Source organism: Corynebacterium sp. (assembly GCF_043426755.1).
Taxonomy (GTDB): domain Bacteria; phylum Actinomycetota; class Actinomycetes; order Mycobacteriales; family Mycobacteriaceae; genus Corynebacterium.
The window spans coordinates 1-16,584 of record NZ_JBHWRP010000083.1 but is presented as its reverse complement, the minus strand read 5'-3'; the positions used below and the strand labels follow the sequence as shown (position 1 = coordinate 16,584).

Below are 16,584 nucleotides of genomic sequence, written 5' to 3'. Positions count from 1 at the left end.
GGGACGATCTCGCCCTCAGGCTCGGTGAGCACGTGGCCGTTGTCGTTCGGCATGACGGACTTCTGATCGTCGAAAGGCACGCCCTCCACGCCCTGGGGGCGGTAGCCGACAGCGCGGTACACGGCCTGGACATCCCAGGTGTTGTACTCGCCGGTGCCCTTGACGCCGCCGTTGCCGTCGAGCTCGGTGCGCTCGGTCTTGAAGCCGACGACCTTGCCGTCCTCGCCTAGGATCTCCACTGGGGACTCGAAGAAGTGGATATAAATCTTGTGCGGTGCATCCTTCGGGTCGCGCATCGCGTAGCCCTCGAGCACCTGGCACACCAAGTCGGTGGCCTTGGTTTCGCGGCGGGCCTTCACGCTGGCCTCGTCGTAATCGATGTCCTCGGGGTCGACGATGACCTCGATGGTGTCAGACTGGTCCAGCTCCTTGAGCTCCTGCGGGGTGAACTTCGCCTGGGCGGGGCCGCGGCGGCCGAAGATGTGGACTTCCTTCGCAGCGTTCTTGGACAGGTTGTCGTAGACGTTGTCAGGGATCTCGGTGACCTTGAGCTCGTCGGCGGTCTTCGCCAAGATGCGCGCAATATCCAGGGCCACGTTACCCACGCCGACGACGGCGACCTTCTCTGCGGACAGGTCCCAGTCGCGGGTGAAGTTCGGGTTGCCGTCATAAAAACCGACGAACTCGCCAGCGCCGAAGTGGCCGTCGAGGTCCGCGCCGGGGATCGGCAGGTCCTTATCGGCGGTAGCACCGGTGGCGAACACGATGGCGTCATAGAACTCGCGCAGCTCATCGACGGTGACGTCCTTGCCGATCTCCACGTTGCCAATTAGGCGGATCTCTTCGCGGTCCAGCACGTTGTGCAGGCTCTTGATGATGCCCTTGATGCGCGGGTGGTCGGGCGCCACGCCGTAGCGGATCAGGCCGAAGGGAGCCGGCATGCGCTCAAACAGGTCAACCTGGACATCAACATCGGACTTAACTAGCAGGTCAGAGGCGTAAATTCCGGCAGGGCCGGAGCCGACGACTGCAACGCGAAGCGGAGTACTCATGCAATTCCTTTACATTAATGTGTTCTAAATCTGATTTCTGCAGACCAGTGTATAGGGTGCTGCAATGATGGCCGAATGTGGCCGTCGAAACGCCCCTGTATTATAGGCGCGATTTGCGGCATAGAACAGCCCAGCGATATTCGCGCATGCACTAGTCATACTTAAGTCGAATTCGCCCTGTCTGACCCAGGGTTTGTAGCTAGAATAGGGCGAAGAACTTTCCAGAGTGAGACCACCCGACGAAAGGTAAGGCCCATGGCAGATAAGCGATCAGCATTGATCACCGTAATCAACCGCAACTTTGATGGCATTGACCTCGAAGAACTGGCGCAGAAGCACGATCTAAACCTGGTTCGCCTCTATGACTTTAATGATTCCGTGGGCGAAATTTATGCTGCCCAGCCGCTCGCCGATGGCCCCGCCCTCGTCGTCGGCACCGGCAGCCTGACCTTCGACGGCGATGTCGCGGCAGCCCTGGGGATCCCTCTGGTCATGATCACCGATGGCGATGAGCGCCGCGCCGCCCTAGCCACGAAGCGCGCCGCTGAGCTGGGTGCAGTCGTGGCGGACACGGTGACCGCAGAACAGTTGCTTGACGACGATCGCTTCGCCGCAGCCTTGAACACCCACGCTCCGGAGGTCGTCTCTGAGCCCGTCTTCGAAGCCCAGCTGCTGGAGCGCGCCAAGTCTGCCGGTTCCCACATCGTTCTGCCTGAGGGTGAAGACGACCGCATCCTCACCGCCGCCGACCAGCTGCTGCGCCAAGGTATCGCCAAGATCACCATCCTGGGGGATCCGGCGGCGATGCAGGCGCGTGCCGACGAGCTCAGCCTGGATCTGTCCCAGGCAACACTTCTGGATTACAAGAACTCGGAGCTGCTGGACCAGTTTGCTTCCACGTTCTATGAGCTGCGCAAGCACAAGGGCATCTCGGAGGAAGACGCCCGCAAGACCGTGGAAGATGTCTCCTACTTCGGCGTCATGATGGTGCAGGAAGGCCTAGCCGACGGCATGGTCTCTGGCGCTGTGAACACCACCGCAGCCACCCTGCGCCCGGCGCTCCAGGTGATCAAGACCACCCCGGATGCGTCAGTGGTTTCTTCGATCTTCCTGATGGTGATGCGCGACCGCCTCTGGGCATTCGGCGACTGCGCCGTGAACCCGAACCCGACCGCGGAGCAGCTCGGTGAGATCGCTGTTGTTTCGGCCCGCACCGCTTCGCAGTTTGGCATCGACCCGAAGGTGGCCCTCCTGTCCTACTCCACCGGCGCTTCCGGTGCAGGCCCGGACGTCGAACGTGCTGTTGCGGCCCTGGAGAAGGCCCGCGAACTCAACCCTGATCTGGCAGTGGACGGCCCGCTGCAGTTCGACGCCGCGTGCGACCCAGGTGTGGCGGAGCGCAAGATGCCGGATTCCCCAGTGGCAGGCCACGCCAATGTCTTCGTGTTCCCTGACCTGGAGGCAGGCAATATTGGCTACAAGACGGCGCAGCGTACCGGCGGTGCGCTGGCTGTCGGCCCGATTCTGCAGGGCCTGAATAAGCCAGTCAATGACCTCTCGCGCGGTGCGACTGTGCCGGATATCGTGAACACCGTCGCTATCACCGCTATCCAGGCTGGAGGCTCGAACTAATGGCATATGCACTTGTGATTAACTCCGGCTCATCCTCGATCAAGTTCCAGATCGTGGACCCTTCAGCCGCGGCTTCCGACGACCCCTTCGTCTCCGGTGTCGTGGAGCAGATTGGTGAGCCCCAGGGCCGCCTGACGGTGAAGCACAACGGCGAAAAGCACGCTATCCAGCAGCCGATCCCGAATCACACTGTTGGCCTGGAAGCCTCCATGAAGCTGCTTGAGGATCTCGGCTGCGGCCCCACCCAAGTAGACATCACCGCAGTCGGCCACCGCGTTGTCCACGGCGGCATGGTGTTTTCCGCCCCAGAGCTGATCAATGACCAGGTCGTCGACATGATCCGGGACCTGATCCCACTGGCACCCCTGCACAACCCCGCCAATATCGACGGCATCGAAGTGGCCCGCCAGATCCTGCCCGACATCCCTCACGTCGCAGTCTTCGACACCGGCTTCTTCCGCGACCTGCCACCAGCCGCAGCGATTTATGCCATCAACGCCGAAGTGGCCACCCAGAACCACGTCCGCCGCTACGGCTTCCACGGCACCAGCCACGAGTTCATCTCTGAACAGGTCCCGCCACTGCTGGACCGCCCCGCTGCGGCCTGTAACCAGATCGTCCTCCACTTGGGAAACGGTGCCTCCGCGTCCGCGATCAAGAACGGGTACCCAATCGACACCTCAATGGGCCTGACCCCACTGGCCGGCCTGGTCATGGGCACCCGCAGTGGTGACATCGATCCGGGCATCATCTTCCACCTCGCCCGCAACGGCGGCATGTCTATCGACGAGATCGATCACCTGCTCAACCGCAAGTCCGGCGTGAAAGGTTTGTCGGGCGTGAATGACTTCCGCGACCTGCACCGCATGATCGAGGAAGACGAAGACGAAAACGCGTGGCTTGCCTACAACGTCTACATCCACCAGCTCCGTCGCGTGCTCGGCTCCTACATGATCGCGCTGGGCCGCGTGGATGCAATCACCTTCACCGCAGGTGTAGGCGAAAATGACCACCGTGTTCGTCGTGACGCACTAGCCGGCCTGCAGCACTACGGCATCAAGATCGACCATGAGCGCAATGAGGTGCGTGGCGACGAAGCGCGCCAGATCTCTACCGACGATTCCACCGTGCGCGTCTTCGTGATCCCCACCAATGAGGAGCTCGCGATCGCGCAGAAGGCAATCAAGTTCGCCTAGCGGCAATCCTGCACCAGGTCGTAGGTCGCGTGACCTGCGGGTTTATTTGGCAGCGGTGCAGGATGGCGCCATCTCGCACCGATGGAATCTAAAGCCCCTGGTCGCAGGGGAGTGGACCTGGTGCAAGATGGCCCGGACACCCCTACCAACGGGTCCAGTACGCGGAGTATTCGTCGCGAAGCCCCTTGTGCCAGTTCCACGGCAATGCCCAGGACGGCCTCGGGGACGCCGGGTTGCGATGCCACTCGAGCGCCTGCTTGACCACCTCGACGCACCTTTCCGGCTCGAGATCGATGCACTTGGCGGTGAACTGTAAGACGAGTACCCCGTTAATCACGGCCCAGTTCATCTTCCACACATCGCGGACGTAGTTCTGCCAGCCCGAGTGGCTGGAGGTATCGCGGTGAAAATCGAAAGCGCCGATCTCAATCCGGAAGAGGGGGCAATCGCAAGCCACAAAATCCCACATGTACCCGTTGAGGTAGACATTATGGTCGAAGTCAAGGCCCTCCCGCTTTAGGTACTCCCAGAATCTGCTCTCTAGCTGGCTATCGGTACCCAGCGCCGTATTGGACAGAATGTCCTGGAGATCCGCCGGCACCCGGTAGAGAGTCTCCAGGTCCTCGCTCAACAGAGCCTTGCCTCCGCGCTTGCCATAGTTGCGTTGCAGAAAGGCCCTCACGTCTTGCTTATCGACGAAACCCAGTGCGTCTGCGGCTGCCACCACCGGAGGGGTTACGCGTAGACCTTTTCTGATGTGATCGTTTTGGCGAGCCCTGCGGGTGGTGACCATCCAGTCATTGTCACGGGCGCGCTTGGTGCGAGGTATTTGGAAGTGGAGTGGTAGCTTGAGCGGTTTGTCGTCGTAAAGCGACATCGCGGACGGTCCCGTGAGCGGATAGCTTTCGTATCGCCACTGGAACTGCCAGGCCACTTCGGCCGGTGTGAGACGCGCCATGACATAGATGTTTTTGTCGACGCGGGTGATCTCCCCGGCCTCTAGCATGCGGTGAAATTTGTTCTTGCTGATCCCGAGTTGTGCGCGCAATTGTGACGCGTTGTAGAAAGAATACTTTTTCATTAGGCCCCCCTGTTGTGAAATTGTGAATGTGCCTCCCCGGACGTGGATTAGTGTAACCCGCGCTGCCGACTGTGTCGCGGGATCTAGATAGGGAGCAATCTTGCACCAGGTCAGGGGTCGCGTGACCTGCGGGTTTATATGGGAGCGGTGCAGGATGGCGCCATCTCGCACCGATCAGGAATAAAGCCCCTGGTCGCAGGGGAGGGGACCTGGTGCAGGTTGGCCAGGGCAAGCCACAACCAAGCCCTAGAACCAGGTAGTCGGCCTAACCTGGTTCGCCATGTCCACCAGCGCATACCTATGCCGCGGGTAAGGGGAAAGGCGGGCCTGTTGGCGCAGGGTATAGGCCAGGCCGTAGCGCAGCCCGTTCTGGGTGAAGTCGAACTCAAAGAGGGGGTTGGGGGAGGCGGCGGAGCCCACGCCCGCGTCGCGCAGGAAGTTTAGGCCCGCGTTGAGCACGGCGACCTTGATTTGCAGGAAGCGGGGCTCATTGGCGGGGATGTCGTCCATGCGTCGGGCCGCACGCCGGATGCGGGACTCAGTGAGGTCGTCGGCGATGAGGTTGAGGATCGAGGTGAGCTGGGCCATCCGGTGGTGGCGCGAGCTCTGCGGCACTTTGTCCAGCGCCATCACGGCCAGTTCTACCTGCCCCTCAGCCATGAGTTGTCGCGCCAGGCCGAATGCGGAGCTGACGGTGGTGGGGTTGGTCAGCCACACCAGGGAGTACAGGCGCATGGCGTTAAACCGCAGGTCCATGGGGTCTTGGGTGCGGTGAGTCCAGTCGGCGGTGAGGTCTTCGAAGCGCTGGGGGTCCAGGGTTCCCAGGTGGGAGGTGATGCCGGAGGTGGCGCGGGCGGTGGCGTCGTCGAGAAGCGATTCACCCGTCATGCCGTGGGACTGCAGTATCAATTCGTCGACGGCGGCGATCGCAAGTTTCGGGGCGGCCTCGCCCGGCAGGATTTCCAGGACGCGGACGAAGAATTCTTGGGCGGCGAGGTAGTCGTCGAGAAGCAATTCGGTGATCCCGGAGTACCACTGGAAGCGCCAGTTGGAGGACAGCTGGTCGGACATCGATGCCAGCCAGGTGCGCGCTTGCGTGGTCAGCCCGAGTTCGAGCATGGCGCGGACCACGGCGAAGGGGATTTCGTCTGACTGTTCGTACTCGGCGGTTTGCATGGCTTGGCGCAGCGATTCCAGCGTTTCCTGTGGCTCGGCGTAGGAGGAGCCGGAGAGCATGGGGGCGGCGACGTCTTCGCGGTTGATCAGCGGCGTCGGCAGCGCGGTGACCACTTCTTGGGCGGTGATTTCCACGGTGCGGTCGATGCCGTCGAGCAGCTGGTCCGTGCGAAACACCAGGTGCTTTGTGCCGAAAGTGGTACGTTGCGGGGAGAACAGCGAGTGCTGCGCCGGGTAGGTGATACCGTCGCGCAGGGCGATGACCTCGCGCAAGACGCCGAAGAGTTGCGGTTCCAGTTCGCTTATCGACGAGAACCTGCGCTTCGGGTCGGGGTGGCAGCAGCGTTGGAGGAACCTGTAGAAAGAGAGGTAGCGGCGGAACGTGGGTTCTGTCGTCGGCGAGGGCAGTCCTTGCTGGTAGACACCATTGTTTTGGGGCAGGTTCACGGTGAGTGCGGCCAGGGTGCGGCCGATGGTGTAAATATCGGAGGCGATCGAGGGGCCCTCGGTGGCCACCTCGGGTGCTTGGAAACCTTTGGTGCCGTAGATAAACCCATAGGCGCCGATACCGCTGACCGCGCCCAGGTCAATCAGCTTCACTTGGTCTTCTGTGACGATGATATTGTCCGGCTTGAGGTCGTTGTAGACCACCCCGCGCGAGTGCAGGTAATCCAGCGCGGGCAGCACTTCCAGGATGTAGGCGATGGCCACATCGATGGGCAATACGCCTTTGTCCGAGGCGTTGCGGCGCACACGCAGGGAGGGGCCGCCGACGAATTCCATGACGATGAAGCCGCCGGGCACGCGCGGATCGTCAATGAAGTTGAAAATCTTCACGATCCCCGGGTGCGTAATATCCGCCAGAAACTCGCGCTCCGCCTCCGCGGCCGCGGTCTCATCCGCCGACTTCTCTGCCTGCATGCCCTTCAGCACCACCACGCGCTCCGACACAAAGTGGTCTTCCGCCAGGTAGATCCAGCCCATGCCGCCGTGCGCGATCACACCAAGCACCTCATACTGGCCGGCCACCATGTCGCCCGGCTGCAGCTGCGGCGCGGCGATCCCCTTGTCTTCCTGCGCCTTCTTCGGGTCTTTCAGCGCGTCGGTCGGCCTCGTCGGCGGCACCCACGGCAGTTCCACCATGCCGTCGGCCACGGTACGCGACATGCGCCGGGTGCCGCGCCGGGACCTGAAGGTGGACAGCGCTTGTCGACGAGAGCGTGTCGACGTATCCTCCTGCTGTTCCGCCTGCGAATCACGCAGGGAGTCCAGATCTTTCAGCAGGTGGGAGAGGTCGCCAAGGTCGGAGTACTCGTCGTCATCCTCATCGTCGTCGGCAAAAGGATCAAAGGCGACGGCGGCGGTGCCGGGTTCCTCGTCATCAGCGAATGGGTCGAAGGCGACGGCTTCGGTGCCGCGCTCTTCGGCGTTGGTCGGTGTGTCACTCATCGGCGGGGTCCTCCTCCCGGTAGTGCAACTGCGGTGGCCCCTGAGTGTTTAGGTAGGGGCCAAACCACTTCTCGTACATCTCCCACCAGGTGCCGTCGGTGCGCAGGCGTTCCAGGGTGGAGTTGACCTGGCGGACCATGCCATCGTCTCCCTTTTGGATGCCCACCCCGTAGGCTTCCTGCCGTAGTGGCACGGACACAATATCGGTGGACGGGTCTTGGGCGGCCATGCCGGAGAGGATGGTGTCGTCGGCAAGCACGGCGTCGGCCTGGAACTGCTGGATCGCCAGCAGGCAGTCGGCCCATTTCGTCGTCAGGAGCAGGCGGGCGTCCGGCGCCACCGCGCGGGCCACATTGACGGTGGTGGAGCCGTCGGCCACGCAGAGCACCCCGTCCCCGATGGAATCCGCCCCGGTCAGGCCGGAACCGCGCGGCACCAGCAGGCGCATATTCGTATCCAGGTACGGGGTGGAAAAGTCGACGACCTCCTGGCGTTCGCGCGTGATCGTCATCGTACGGATCACAATATCCACCCGCCCCTCCTGCAGTGCCTTCGCGCGATCCGCGGAGTCCACAAAGCGGAAATCGACCGGTTGGGCTGGCCCGAAAATATCGGCGGCGATCTCGCGCGCCAGATCCACTTCGAAGCCGCCTAGGTCCCCGGTGACGGGGTCGCGGAAGCTGAGTAGGTACTGCGATTGGTCCACGCCAACCATGAGGCGCCCGCGTTCGTAGACCTCCGGGACGCGCTCTTCTGGGGTGGCGTCGTCGGGGCGCAGTGAGCCGTAGGCTTCCTCTGCTGAGTCCGGCTCGACAGGTTTGGCGTCGGCTGGCTCAATCTTCGAGCCTGCGGGCAGCGGTGGCCCCGCCCGGTGCACAGGCGGTGGCTCGGGCGGCGCGGTGGGGGCGCCGGTGCTGCAGGCGCTTAACGACGACGCCAGCGCCACCGTTGACACGGTCAGGAGCATTAGTCGGCGCTTCACATGTACTCCTGAATTCGGGGGCGGATGCCCAACCAGATCGACACGATGGACAACAGTGACAGCACCAGCACCGAGGCTGCCACCAGGTTGGTGGCGGCAAGGCCGTCGTTGATGAATGTGCGCATTGTTTCGCGGGAATTATTGATCAGTTCGGCCATGATCGCATCGAGGCGCTGATAGGCCTGGGCGGCGGTGGGTTCTTCGTTGGGGGCGGAGACCTCGCTGGTGGCGATGTATACGGCCTCGTCGTAGGCGCCGTTGTCCATGGCGGTGCCGAGGCGATCGTGTGCGGCCTTCCAGTCCTCCAGGCTGGTGCGGGCCACGCGGATCACATTGGTGTTCTGGTCGTTCTCGGCATTGTCCAGCGCCTGGGCGACGGCGGCGTAGGTGTCCCCGAAGGAATTCACATTCTCGTCGACGGGGGTGCGGCGCACTAGGGCTAGGGTCTCGTCGGTACGCGTCTGCTGGGCAGCGATCCGGCTGGTGGTCAGCTCGTCCCAGGGCTGGGCGGCCTCCTCGAAGCCACGGTTACCGGCCGCCCACGTCACATAATTGGAGGCGATGACCCACAGCGCTGCCACGCTCATCAGGGCGGTGGCGGTGAGGAAGCCTTTGTTCAGCCGGCGGTGGGTTGTGCGTGCCAACCAGATCTGCGCGAGCACCAAGAAGAGGATCGCGGCCAGCAGGCCCGAAAGCGGGAAAAGTTGCGGAAATGCCAGGCGGCGCTGCTCTGTGGAGACTTGGCCGCGGGTGATATCGAACAGGCGCGAGGCCTGGGGGAGGAGCTGTTCGCCCATCAACGCGGAAGCGTCGGACATGTAGGCCGCGCCCACCGGATGGCCCAACCGGTTATTGGTGCGCGCGGTCTCGATCATTCCGGTGTAGGTGAGCAGCTGGCGCTGGATATCGGTGACCAGGCTTTGGACTTCTTCGGTCTCTTCAATATTGGAGTCCGCGGCGTTGGCCAGCACCATCGTCGCCGCTAGTACTGAACGGTCGATGGCCGCGTTGTATACGGCGCGTTCCTCCGGGGTCTCCACTCCAGTGCCCACGAAACTGGTGGTGGCCATCGTGTTTGCCTGCGATAGGGAGGTATACAGCACGTGGGTGGAGTGGCTCATCGGCTCCGTGGCGTTGACCAGCGTGTCTAGGGAGTTCTGGCGCGTGGCCGAGGATTGGGACATCGCTGTGCCCGCGGCGAACAGGGCCAGCGTCAACAGCACGGTAATGGCCACCATGGTGCCAGGCGTGGTCGACATGAATGACCAGGTGCGGCGGGCCCAGTGGGCGGGCACGGTGAAAGATTCGCCGAGTCGATCTTTCCAGGACTTGCGCTGCGGGCGATCATGGATGCGGTCCAGCCACGCGTCTTCTCCGGCGCCAAGTTCATGGTTTTCGTCGTCAAGCGCCGTGTGAGCAGGCGCGGTGGGATCAGGCACGGCCGCGGCAGCGTCGTCGAACTCATACTCGGAGCTCGACGCTGAGTCTGGTGTGCTGCGCCTCATATAAGTACCTTAACGTGACCCGAACCGTGTTGACTACTGGGAGGTTTCTACCTTTGTGGTTTAAGGCTAGTCTGGAAAACATGATAGGTGACGGCAATGGTTGGCTTGAAGGTCCGGGTGGCGCGCGGCTGTGGGGTCGCTACGGTGCCGCGGGCCTATTTCTACAGGCTGGTCGTACCGTGCTGCTGCAGCACCGAGCCGAATGGACCGCCAACGGGGGTACGTGGGCGCTGCCGGGTGGGGCGCGCGATAGTCATGAGACCGCCGTCGATGCGGCCCTGCGTGAAGCGATCGAAGAAACGGCCCTGGACCCGGACCTCGTGCGCGTGACGGGTGAGCTGATCACTGCCGGGCCTTTCGAGTCCGGGTGGAGCTACACCACGGTCATGGCTAGGACGCGTGACGACGAGCACATCCCGACGAATCCCAACGAAGAATCCTTGGAACTGCGTTGGGTTGACCTGGAAAATATCACCGAATTACCCTTGTTGCCTGCGTTTGAACGCTCGCTGGAGCAAGTTTTGTGGCACGCTAGTACGCATGATTGAGATTCGTGGCCTGACAAAGCAGTATGGGCAGGTCCTGGCAGTCAACGACCTCACTTTTGATGTCAACCCAGGTGCGGTCACTGGCTTCCTCGGCCCCAACGGTGCGGGTAAATCCACCACCATGCGGATGATCCTGGGACTTGATGCCCCCACCGCAGGCACTGCCACTATTAACGGAAAAAAGTATCGTGAACTGCGCAATCCGGTCAATACCGTGGGTGCGCTTCTCGATGCGAAGGCCACCCACCCCAATCGGTCCGCCCGCAACCACCTGCTGTGGATGGCCCAGGCATCGGGGATCAGCACCTCGCGTGTCGACGAGGTCCTCGCTCTGGTGGGCCTGACAGAGGTAGCGAATAAGAAGGCCGGGGGCTTCTCCCTGGGTATGGGCCAGCGCCTTGGGCTGGCAGCAGCACTGTTGGGGGATCCGGAAATCCTCATCCTGGATGAGCCGGTCAATGGGCTCGACCCGGAAGGTATCCGCTGGGTCCGTGGCCTGTTGCAGTCCCTGGCGAAGGAGGGACGCACCGTGTTGGTGTCCTCCCACCTGCTCAGCGAGATGGCGCTGACCGCCGAGGACTTGGTGGTCATTGGCCGCGGCGAGCTGGTCGCCGACACCACAGTGCGCGAATTCATTAAGGACCACTCCACGGTGACCACCGTGGTGCGCACCCAGCACTATGAGGAATTCAAGCATGCGCTCGGTAACGAAGGTATTGCTTTTGCGGAGGCGCGCGACGAGGACGGCCGTCCCACCTTGGAGATCGCCGATTATAGTTCCGACGATATCGGCGCCCTGGCCTATTCAACGGGCGTGATGCTGGCGGAGTTGGCGGAGCGCCAAGCTTCGCTGGAGGACGCATTCCTGCAGACCACCGAGGACGCGGTCCAGTACCAGGGAAATACGGGGCGATCGTCGACAAGCGAAGCGCCTGTAGCGACAGAGGTTGCAGAGTCCACAGAGGAGGCCAAGTAAATGATCGTGCGAAATATGTTGGCGGAGTTTACGAAGCTGCGCACCACGGCGTCATTCTGGTGGACCACCGGGCTGATCCTGGCGTTCACAATCGCCTGGACGGTCCTTTTCGCCGCGCTCGATAGCGCTGAGGCGCCGGCCTATGATGTGAGCTTCGTCGGTTCTGGCTTCTATACCTTTTCACTGTCCGTGGTGATGATCCAGGCGATCATGATGGTCACCACCGAATACCGCTTCAAGATTTCGGGGACGAATTACCAGGTCACCCCAAATCGTTGGGAAGTGGCGGTGGCCAAGCTGCTGCTCTACGTGATCATCGCGGTGGTGCTGACCTTTGTCACCTTGGTCCTTTCCTATACCATCGGCGATCTGGTGGCCACGAACCCAGCCGACTGGACGAATAATGACATCGCCCTGCGCGACCTGTGGGCATTCCCGCTGGCGGTGGCCATCGTGGTCGTGTTCTGTCAGGGTATCGGTTGGATTATCCGCCAGACCGCCGGCGCGGTCTCCCTGGTTCTGGTGTGGTGGCTGATCCTCGAGGGCATGCTCAACCTCATCCCACGGGTGGGCAGTGACATCTACAAGTACGCCCCTTTCAACAACCTCAACCAGTTCATGATGGAGTCGCCTGGGCCGGACTGGGGCGTGTGGACGTCCCTGGGCATCTTCTCCGCCTTCGCCGTGGTCTTCTGGATTATCGGCGTGTTCATGCTGGAAAAGCGCGACGCTTAACGACGAAGGCGAGCCTTCGTCGCATACATAAACGGTGCTAGTGCGTGATGGTGTAGGCCAGCATGCACAGCGCTGGCAGTGCGAACCAGATCGTCGCGATGAACGCCGCCGCGGACCAGGCGGAACGCTCCGCTTGTTGGCCCTGGTATTCGGCGAGGCGGTAGATCAGCCGGCGCAGGGGGCTAATGATCGCCACCGCGATGGCACCCGCAACGTTGAATAGCACGTGTACCAAAGCGGCCTGCAGGGCGATATCGGAGAAGTCGCCGGGGGTGGCGAAGGCAGCTAGCACCGCGATGAAGGTGGTGCCCACATTGGCGCCGGTGATGATGGCGAGGTAGCCGCGGGCATCGGCAAGCTTGGCGGTAGCAAAAGGCAAGGTAGCAGACACGGTTGCCGAGGATGCCTGAATGAGCAAGGTCAGCATCAGCCCGCCGCCGAAGCCGGCTAATGCGCTGCGGTGCGAGGTATGCCCCAGCACCCGCCAGGCAAGCGGGGTGAGCAGGTGTTTTAACTGCCTGTCGATCAAACGGATACTCACGATCAGAAGAACAACGCCCGCTAGGATCGCCCAGCCACCATAGATGGGGAGGATGGTGGCAATTTCGAAGACGGGGCCGAACCACAGTTGCTCGTCGGGAAGCGAAATCTCCGGCAAGAGGCGCCGCGCCGGGCCGAAGAAGTATTCCAGCGGGAACACCAGTGCCACGCCTATCGCGTTGAACCAGAAGTGCAAGGCGGCGGTGGAGTGCGCTCGTCGAAAAGCGACTTTGTCGCGAACGTAGGAAAAAGAAATCAGCAGCGGGGTAATGGTGGTGCCGATGTTCGCGCCCAGAATCAGCGGGATCGCCGAGGACAGGTCCAGCGCGCCCGTGGCCACGGCGGCGACCGTGAAGGTGGTCACCGTGGAGGAGGACTGCACCAGCGCCGTCGCCAGGACACCCACGGCTAGCGCCACGATCGGGTGACCGGCGAACTCAAACATGCGTTGCGCACGAGTTGCACTCAGCTCATTGACGCCCAGGGCCACCAAGTAGACCGACAGTACCAGCAGGAAGACGGCGACCACCACCACCGCGATGCGCACCGCTTTGCCGGCGGTGGACAGCGCGACCCGGTCGGTACCCTCCTCCAGTGGGAACACCGTGGAGATGGTGCCGGGGCCGCGGAAGCTGGTGGTCACTGACGCTCCTTTCTGGGGTGGTTCTAAGTCATCGGTATTCTACCCCGCCCTGCGCACAGCTTTAGCTTCATAGTTAACAGTGCAAATGAAGCCGTCACCACAACAAACGCGGAATAGTGATATTATTCACAACGAAAGGACCCATTTGACCGAATCAATCATTAGACTTGGTGCTGGAACCCTTTCTAAGAACTAAGGAGTGTTTTAGATGGTCAATTTGAAAGCAACCCCGTACAACCTTGATGATGAAGGCGTGAAGTGGGTCGAAGACACCCTCGCAGGCATGACCGACGAAGAAAAGATCGGTCAGCTCTTCATTAACATGGGCTCCTCCCGCACCGAGGAGTACCTCACCGACGTCCTGGACAACTACCACATCGCTGGTGTCCGTTACCAGAAGGGCCCAGCGGACGAGATCTGGGAGCAGAACCGCATCCTGCAGGACAACTCCAAGATTCCACTGCTAATCGCAGCGAATACTGAGGCTGGCGGCGACGGCGCTGCTACCGATGGCACCTACGTTGGCCACGAGGTCAAGATCGCGGCTACCGACGATGCGAAGTACGCCTACGAGATGGGCCGCATTTCCGGTATTGAGGCTTCGGCAATCGGCTGTAACTGGTCGTTCGCGCCGATCGTGGACCTGAATAACAACTGGCGTAACCCGATTATTTCCGTTCGTACCTGGGGCCAGGACCCAGACATGACGCTTGAGATGTCCAAGGCCTACATGAAGGGCATTATGGAATCCAACATCATGCCTGCTGCGAAGCACTGGCCTGGCGACGGCATCGACGAGCGCGACCAGCACCTTTCCTCCGCGCCGAACTGGCTGTCCATGGAAGAGTGGGACGAGACCTTCGGCAAGGTTTACAAGGGGCTTATCGACGAGGGCTTGCCATCCATGATGGCTGGTCACATTGCGCTGCCTTCTTACCAGAAGCACTTCAACCCGGAGATGACCGATGAGGACATAATGCCGGCAACCCTGTCTTACGAGATCACCACGCAGCTGCTGCGCGAGAAGCTCGGCTTCGAAGGCGTTGTGGTGACGGACGCATCCCACATGGTCGCAATGACCGGTGCGATGCCTCGTCGTGAAGTGCTGCCAACCGCCATCATGGCTGGCTGTGACCTCTTCCTGTTCTTCAACGATCCAGATGAGGACTTTAACTGGATGATGGAGGCCTACAAGGATGGTCGCCTGACCGAGGAGCGCCTCAACGAGGCAGTCACCCGCACCCTGGGCCTGAAGGCCAAGATCGGTCTGCACAAGATGGACCGCAAGGACATGCTCAAGCCAAAGGATGAGGCAATGGCCACCATCGGCACGCCAGAGTCCCAGGCTGTCGCAGAAGAGGTTGCGGACAAGGCAGTCACCCTGGTGAAGAACCAGGACAAGCGCTTCGAGCCGCTGCCGATCTCCCCAGAGAAGCACAAGCGTGTCCTCATCGTTCCGATCGAGGGCTCCCCGAACCCCATGGCATCGCTTGGTGGTGGCTCCGGTCGCCCAGCCAACAAGCTGGCTGACAAGATGCGCGAGCGTGGCTACGAGGTAGAGGTCTTCGAGACCCTGCTGGACAAGGCCAAGGGCAAGGGTGACGACGAGCTGGAGAAGCTGGTCATGAGCGCCTACGAGGGCAAGGCACCGATCGCTGATATCACCGATAACTATGATCTGGTGATCTCCGCTGCGAAGGTCAACGGCCTGATGCAGCCGGTCGAGCGCGTGTACTGGCCGTCCACCAAGGGCACCATGGATATCCCATGGTACGTCCACGAGGTGCCGACCATCTTCATCTCGTTCGCCTGCCCGAACCACCTGCCAGACGTCCCGCAGATCAAGACGTTCATCAACGCCTACGACGACAAGGACTACACCGTCGACGCTGTCCTGGACAAGCTCGAGGGCAAGTCCGAGTTCACCGGTGTCTCCCCAGTTGATGCGTTCGGTGGCCTGCCGGATTCCCATATCTAATCCCCACACCGACACCAAAAACTAAGCAAGGAGAGAAGATATATGTCTGACAAGATGCCAGAGCGTGCCAAGGTCCTACAGGAGTTTGAGCCAACCTCTGAGTTCTTCGTCGGTATCGATTCCGACGGCTGCGCCATGGACGCGATGGACATCAAGCACTACGAGTGCTTCACCCCGTCCTATATCAAGGGCTTTGACCTGCAGGCGGCATCCACGCTCGTCCGCGAGACGGCCCTGTTCGTCAACCTGTATTCCACCACCCGTGGCACCAACCGCTGGGTTGCGCTGTCCCGCCTGTTCGACCTGTTGCGTGATCGCCCCGAGGTTAAGGAACGCGGTGTGGAGGTTCCGCAGGGCGACGATCTGAAGGCATTCCTGGATTCGGGTTACCCGCGTTCGGATGCTGGTATCGCCAACTACGCTGCCGCTGGCAATGACTCCCCGGAGATCCAGCAGTGCATCGAGTGGGGCCACCTGGTCAACAAGATGATCGAGTTCATGGTCAAGAACGCGGCACCGTTCCCAGGTGCTCGCGAGGCCATCGAAGAGATGCAGAACAGGGGCGTCGACCAGCTGGTGGTATCCGCTACCCCGATCGACGCGCTTGAGCGTGAATGGACTGAGCACGACCTGGCGAAGTACATGAAGGTCATCGCTGGCCAGGAGATGGGCTCTAAGGCAGACCACCTCCGCTACGCCGCGAAGGGCAAGTATGCAGACAACCACATCATGCTGATTGGTGACGCTCCTGGCGACCGCGATTCCGCGTTCTCTGAGGGTGCGCTGTGGTACCCGATCCTTCCGGGCAAGGAGAAGGAATCCTGGGCACGCTTCCGCGAGGAAGCACTGGACAAGTTCCTCAACGAGGAGTTTGAAGGCGACTACCAGCAGCAGTTGGTGGACGAGTACAACGCCTTGCTGCCTGAACTGCCAGACTGGCCAACGTTTTCCGGTAACAACCGCTAACGTCCGCTAACCATAAGGCCGCCCTTCGGGGCGGCTTTGTGCTTGGGTGATCAGGCTACTGCAGGGCGCTACTGCAGTGCGGAGGACAGCTTCATCACATTGTCGATATAGCGGCGAGTCCAGGG

Annotated in this window: 13 protein-coding genes; 7 read left to right on the top strand and 6 right to left on the bottom strand. The window is 61.6% G+C overall.

Going from position 1 to position 16,584, the window contains the following annotated elements; all coding sequences use genetic code 11:
- On the bottom strand, positions 1–1,052 hold a 1,052-nt coding region (locus ACHFGA_RS08315; protein WP_394281930.1), incomplete at its 3' end, for an FAD-dependent oxidoreductase.
- A 255-nt stretch (positions 1,053–1,307) separates the two neighbouring features.
- Here ACHFGA_RS08315 and pta point away from each other — a divergent pair.
- Both pta and ACHFGA_RS08305 read left to right on the top strand, forming a co-directional pair.
- Positions 1,308–2,684: a phosphate acetyltransferase gene (gene pta, locus ACHFGA_RS08310; RefSeq protein WP_394281929.1), complete on the top strand. Its 1,377-nt coding sequence runs from the start codon at positions 1,308–1,310 to the stop codon at positions 2,682–2,684.
- Entirely contained in the window at positions 2,684–3,880 is a 1,197-nt protein-coding gene (locus ACHFGA_RS08305; protein ID WP_394281928.1) for an acetate kinase, read from the top strand. Before pta ends, ACHFGA_RS08305 begins: the two co-directional genes overlap by 1 nt.
- 142 nt (positions 3,881–4,022) lie before the next feature.
- Here ACHFGA_RS08305 and ACHFGA_RS08300 read toward each other — a convergent pair whose 3' ends face one another.
- The 4 genes from ACHFGA_RS08300 to ACHFGA_RS08285 form a co-directional block, all read right to left on the bottom strand.
- Entirely contained in the window at positions 4,023–4,961 is a 939-nt protein-coding gene (locus ACHFGA_RS08300; RefSeq protein ID WP_394281927.1) for a hypothetical protein, read from the bottom strand.
- Positions 4,962–5,207: 246 nt separating this feature from the next.
- Complete coding sequence (locus tag ACHFGA_RS08295) at positions 5,208–7,586, bottom strand: tetratricopeptide repeat protein (RefSeq protein WP_394281926.1); 2,379 nt, start codon at positions 7,584–7,586, stop codon at positions 5,208–5,210.
- Positions 7,579–8,553, bottom strand: a complete 975-nt coding sequence (locus ACHFGA_RS08290; protein ID WP_394281931.1) for a glutamate ABC transporter substrate-binding protein — start codon at positions 8,551–8,553, stop codon at positions 7,579–7,581. Before ACHFGA_RS08290 ends, ACHFGA_RS08295 begins: the two co-directional genes overlap by 8 nt.
- Before the next feature lie 11 nt (positions 8,554–8,564).
- A complete protein-coding gene (locus tag ACHFGA_RS08285; protein WP_394281925.1) occupies positions 8,565–10,073 on the bottom strand; it encodes a hypothetical protein in 1,509 nt (502 codons plus the stop codon).
- 80 nt (positions 10,074–10,153) lie between these two features.
- On the opposite strand from ACHFGA_RS08285, the gene ACHFGA_RS08280 reads away from it, so the two are divergent.
- From ACHFGA_RS08280 to ACHFGA_RS08270, 3 genes are read left to right on the top strand one after another with little or no spacing between them, the layout of a single operon-like run.
- On the top strand, positions 10,154–10,621 hold the full coding sequence (locus ACHFGA_RS08280) for an NUDIX domain-containing protein (RefSeq protein WP_394281924.1): 468 nt from the start codon (positions 10,154–10,156) through the stop codon (positions 10,619–10,621).
- Positions 10,614–11,597 carry an ABC transporter ATP-binding protein gene (locus tag ACHFGA_RS08275; protein ID WP_394281923.1) on the top strand — a complete coding sequence of 328 codons (984 nt, stop codon included), beginning with the start codon at positions 10,614–10,616 and terminating at the stop codon, positions 11,595–11,597. The genes ACHFGA_RS08280 and ACHFGA_RS08275 overlap by 8 nt, the downstream gene beginning before the upstream one ends.
- Positions 11,598–12,332 (top strand): ABC transporter permease, encoded by a 735-nt coding sequence (locus ACHFGA_RS08270; RefSeq protein ID WP_394281922.1) that lies wholly within the window; start codon positions 11,598–11,600, stop codon positions 12,330–12,332.
- Between the two features lie 37 nt (positions 12,333–12,369).
- Here ACHFGA_RS08270 and ACHFGA_RS08265 read toward each other — a convergent pair whose 3' ends face one another.
- Positions 12,370–13,515, bottom strand: a complete 1,146-nt coding sequence (locus ACHFGA_RS08265) for a Na/Pi symporter (protein WP_394281921.1) — start codon at positions 13,513–13,515, stop codon at positions 12,370–12,372.
- Positions 13,516–13,723: 208 nt separating this feature from the next.
- Between ACHFGA_RS08265 and ACHFGA_RS08260 the strand changes: the two genes are divergently transcribed.
- On the top strand, positions 13,724–15,493 hold the full coding sequence (locus tag ACHFGA_RS08260; protein ID WP_394281920.1) for a glycoside hydrolase family 3 protein: 1,770 nt from the start codon (positions 13,724–13,726) through the stop codon (positions 15,491–15,493).
- Between the two features lie 42 nt (positions 15,494–15,535).
- On the top strand, positions 15,536–16,459 hold the full coding sequence (locus ACHFGA_RS08255; protein WP_394281919.1) for an HAD family hydrolase: 924 nt from the start codon (positions 15,536–15,538) through the stop codon (positions 16,457–16,459).
- The last annotated feature ends 125 nt before the right edge of the window (positions 16,460–16,584 follow it).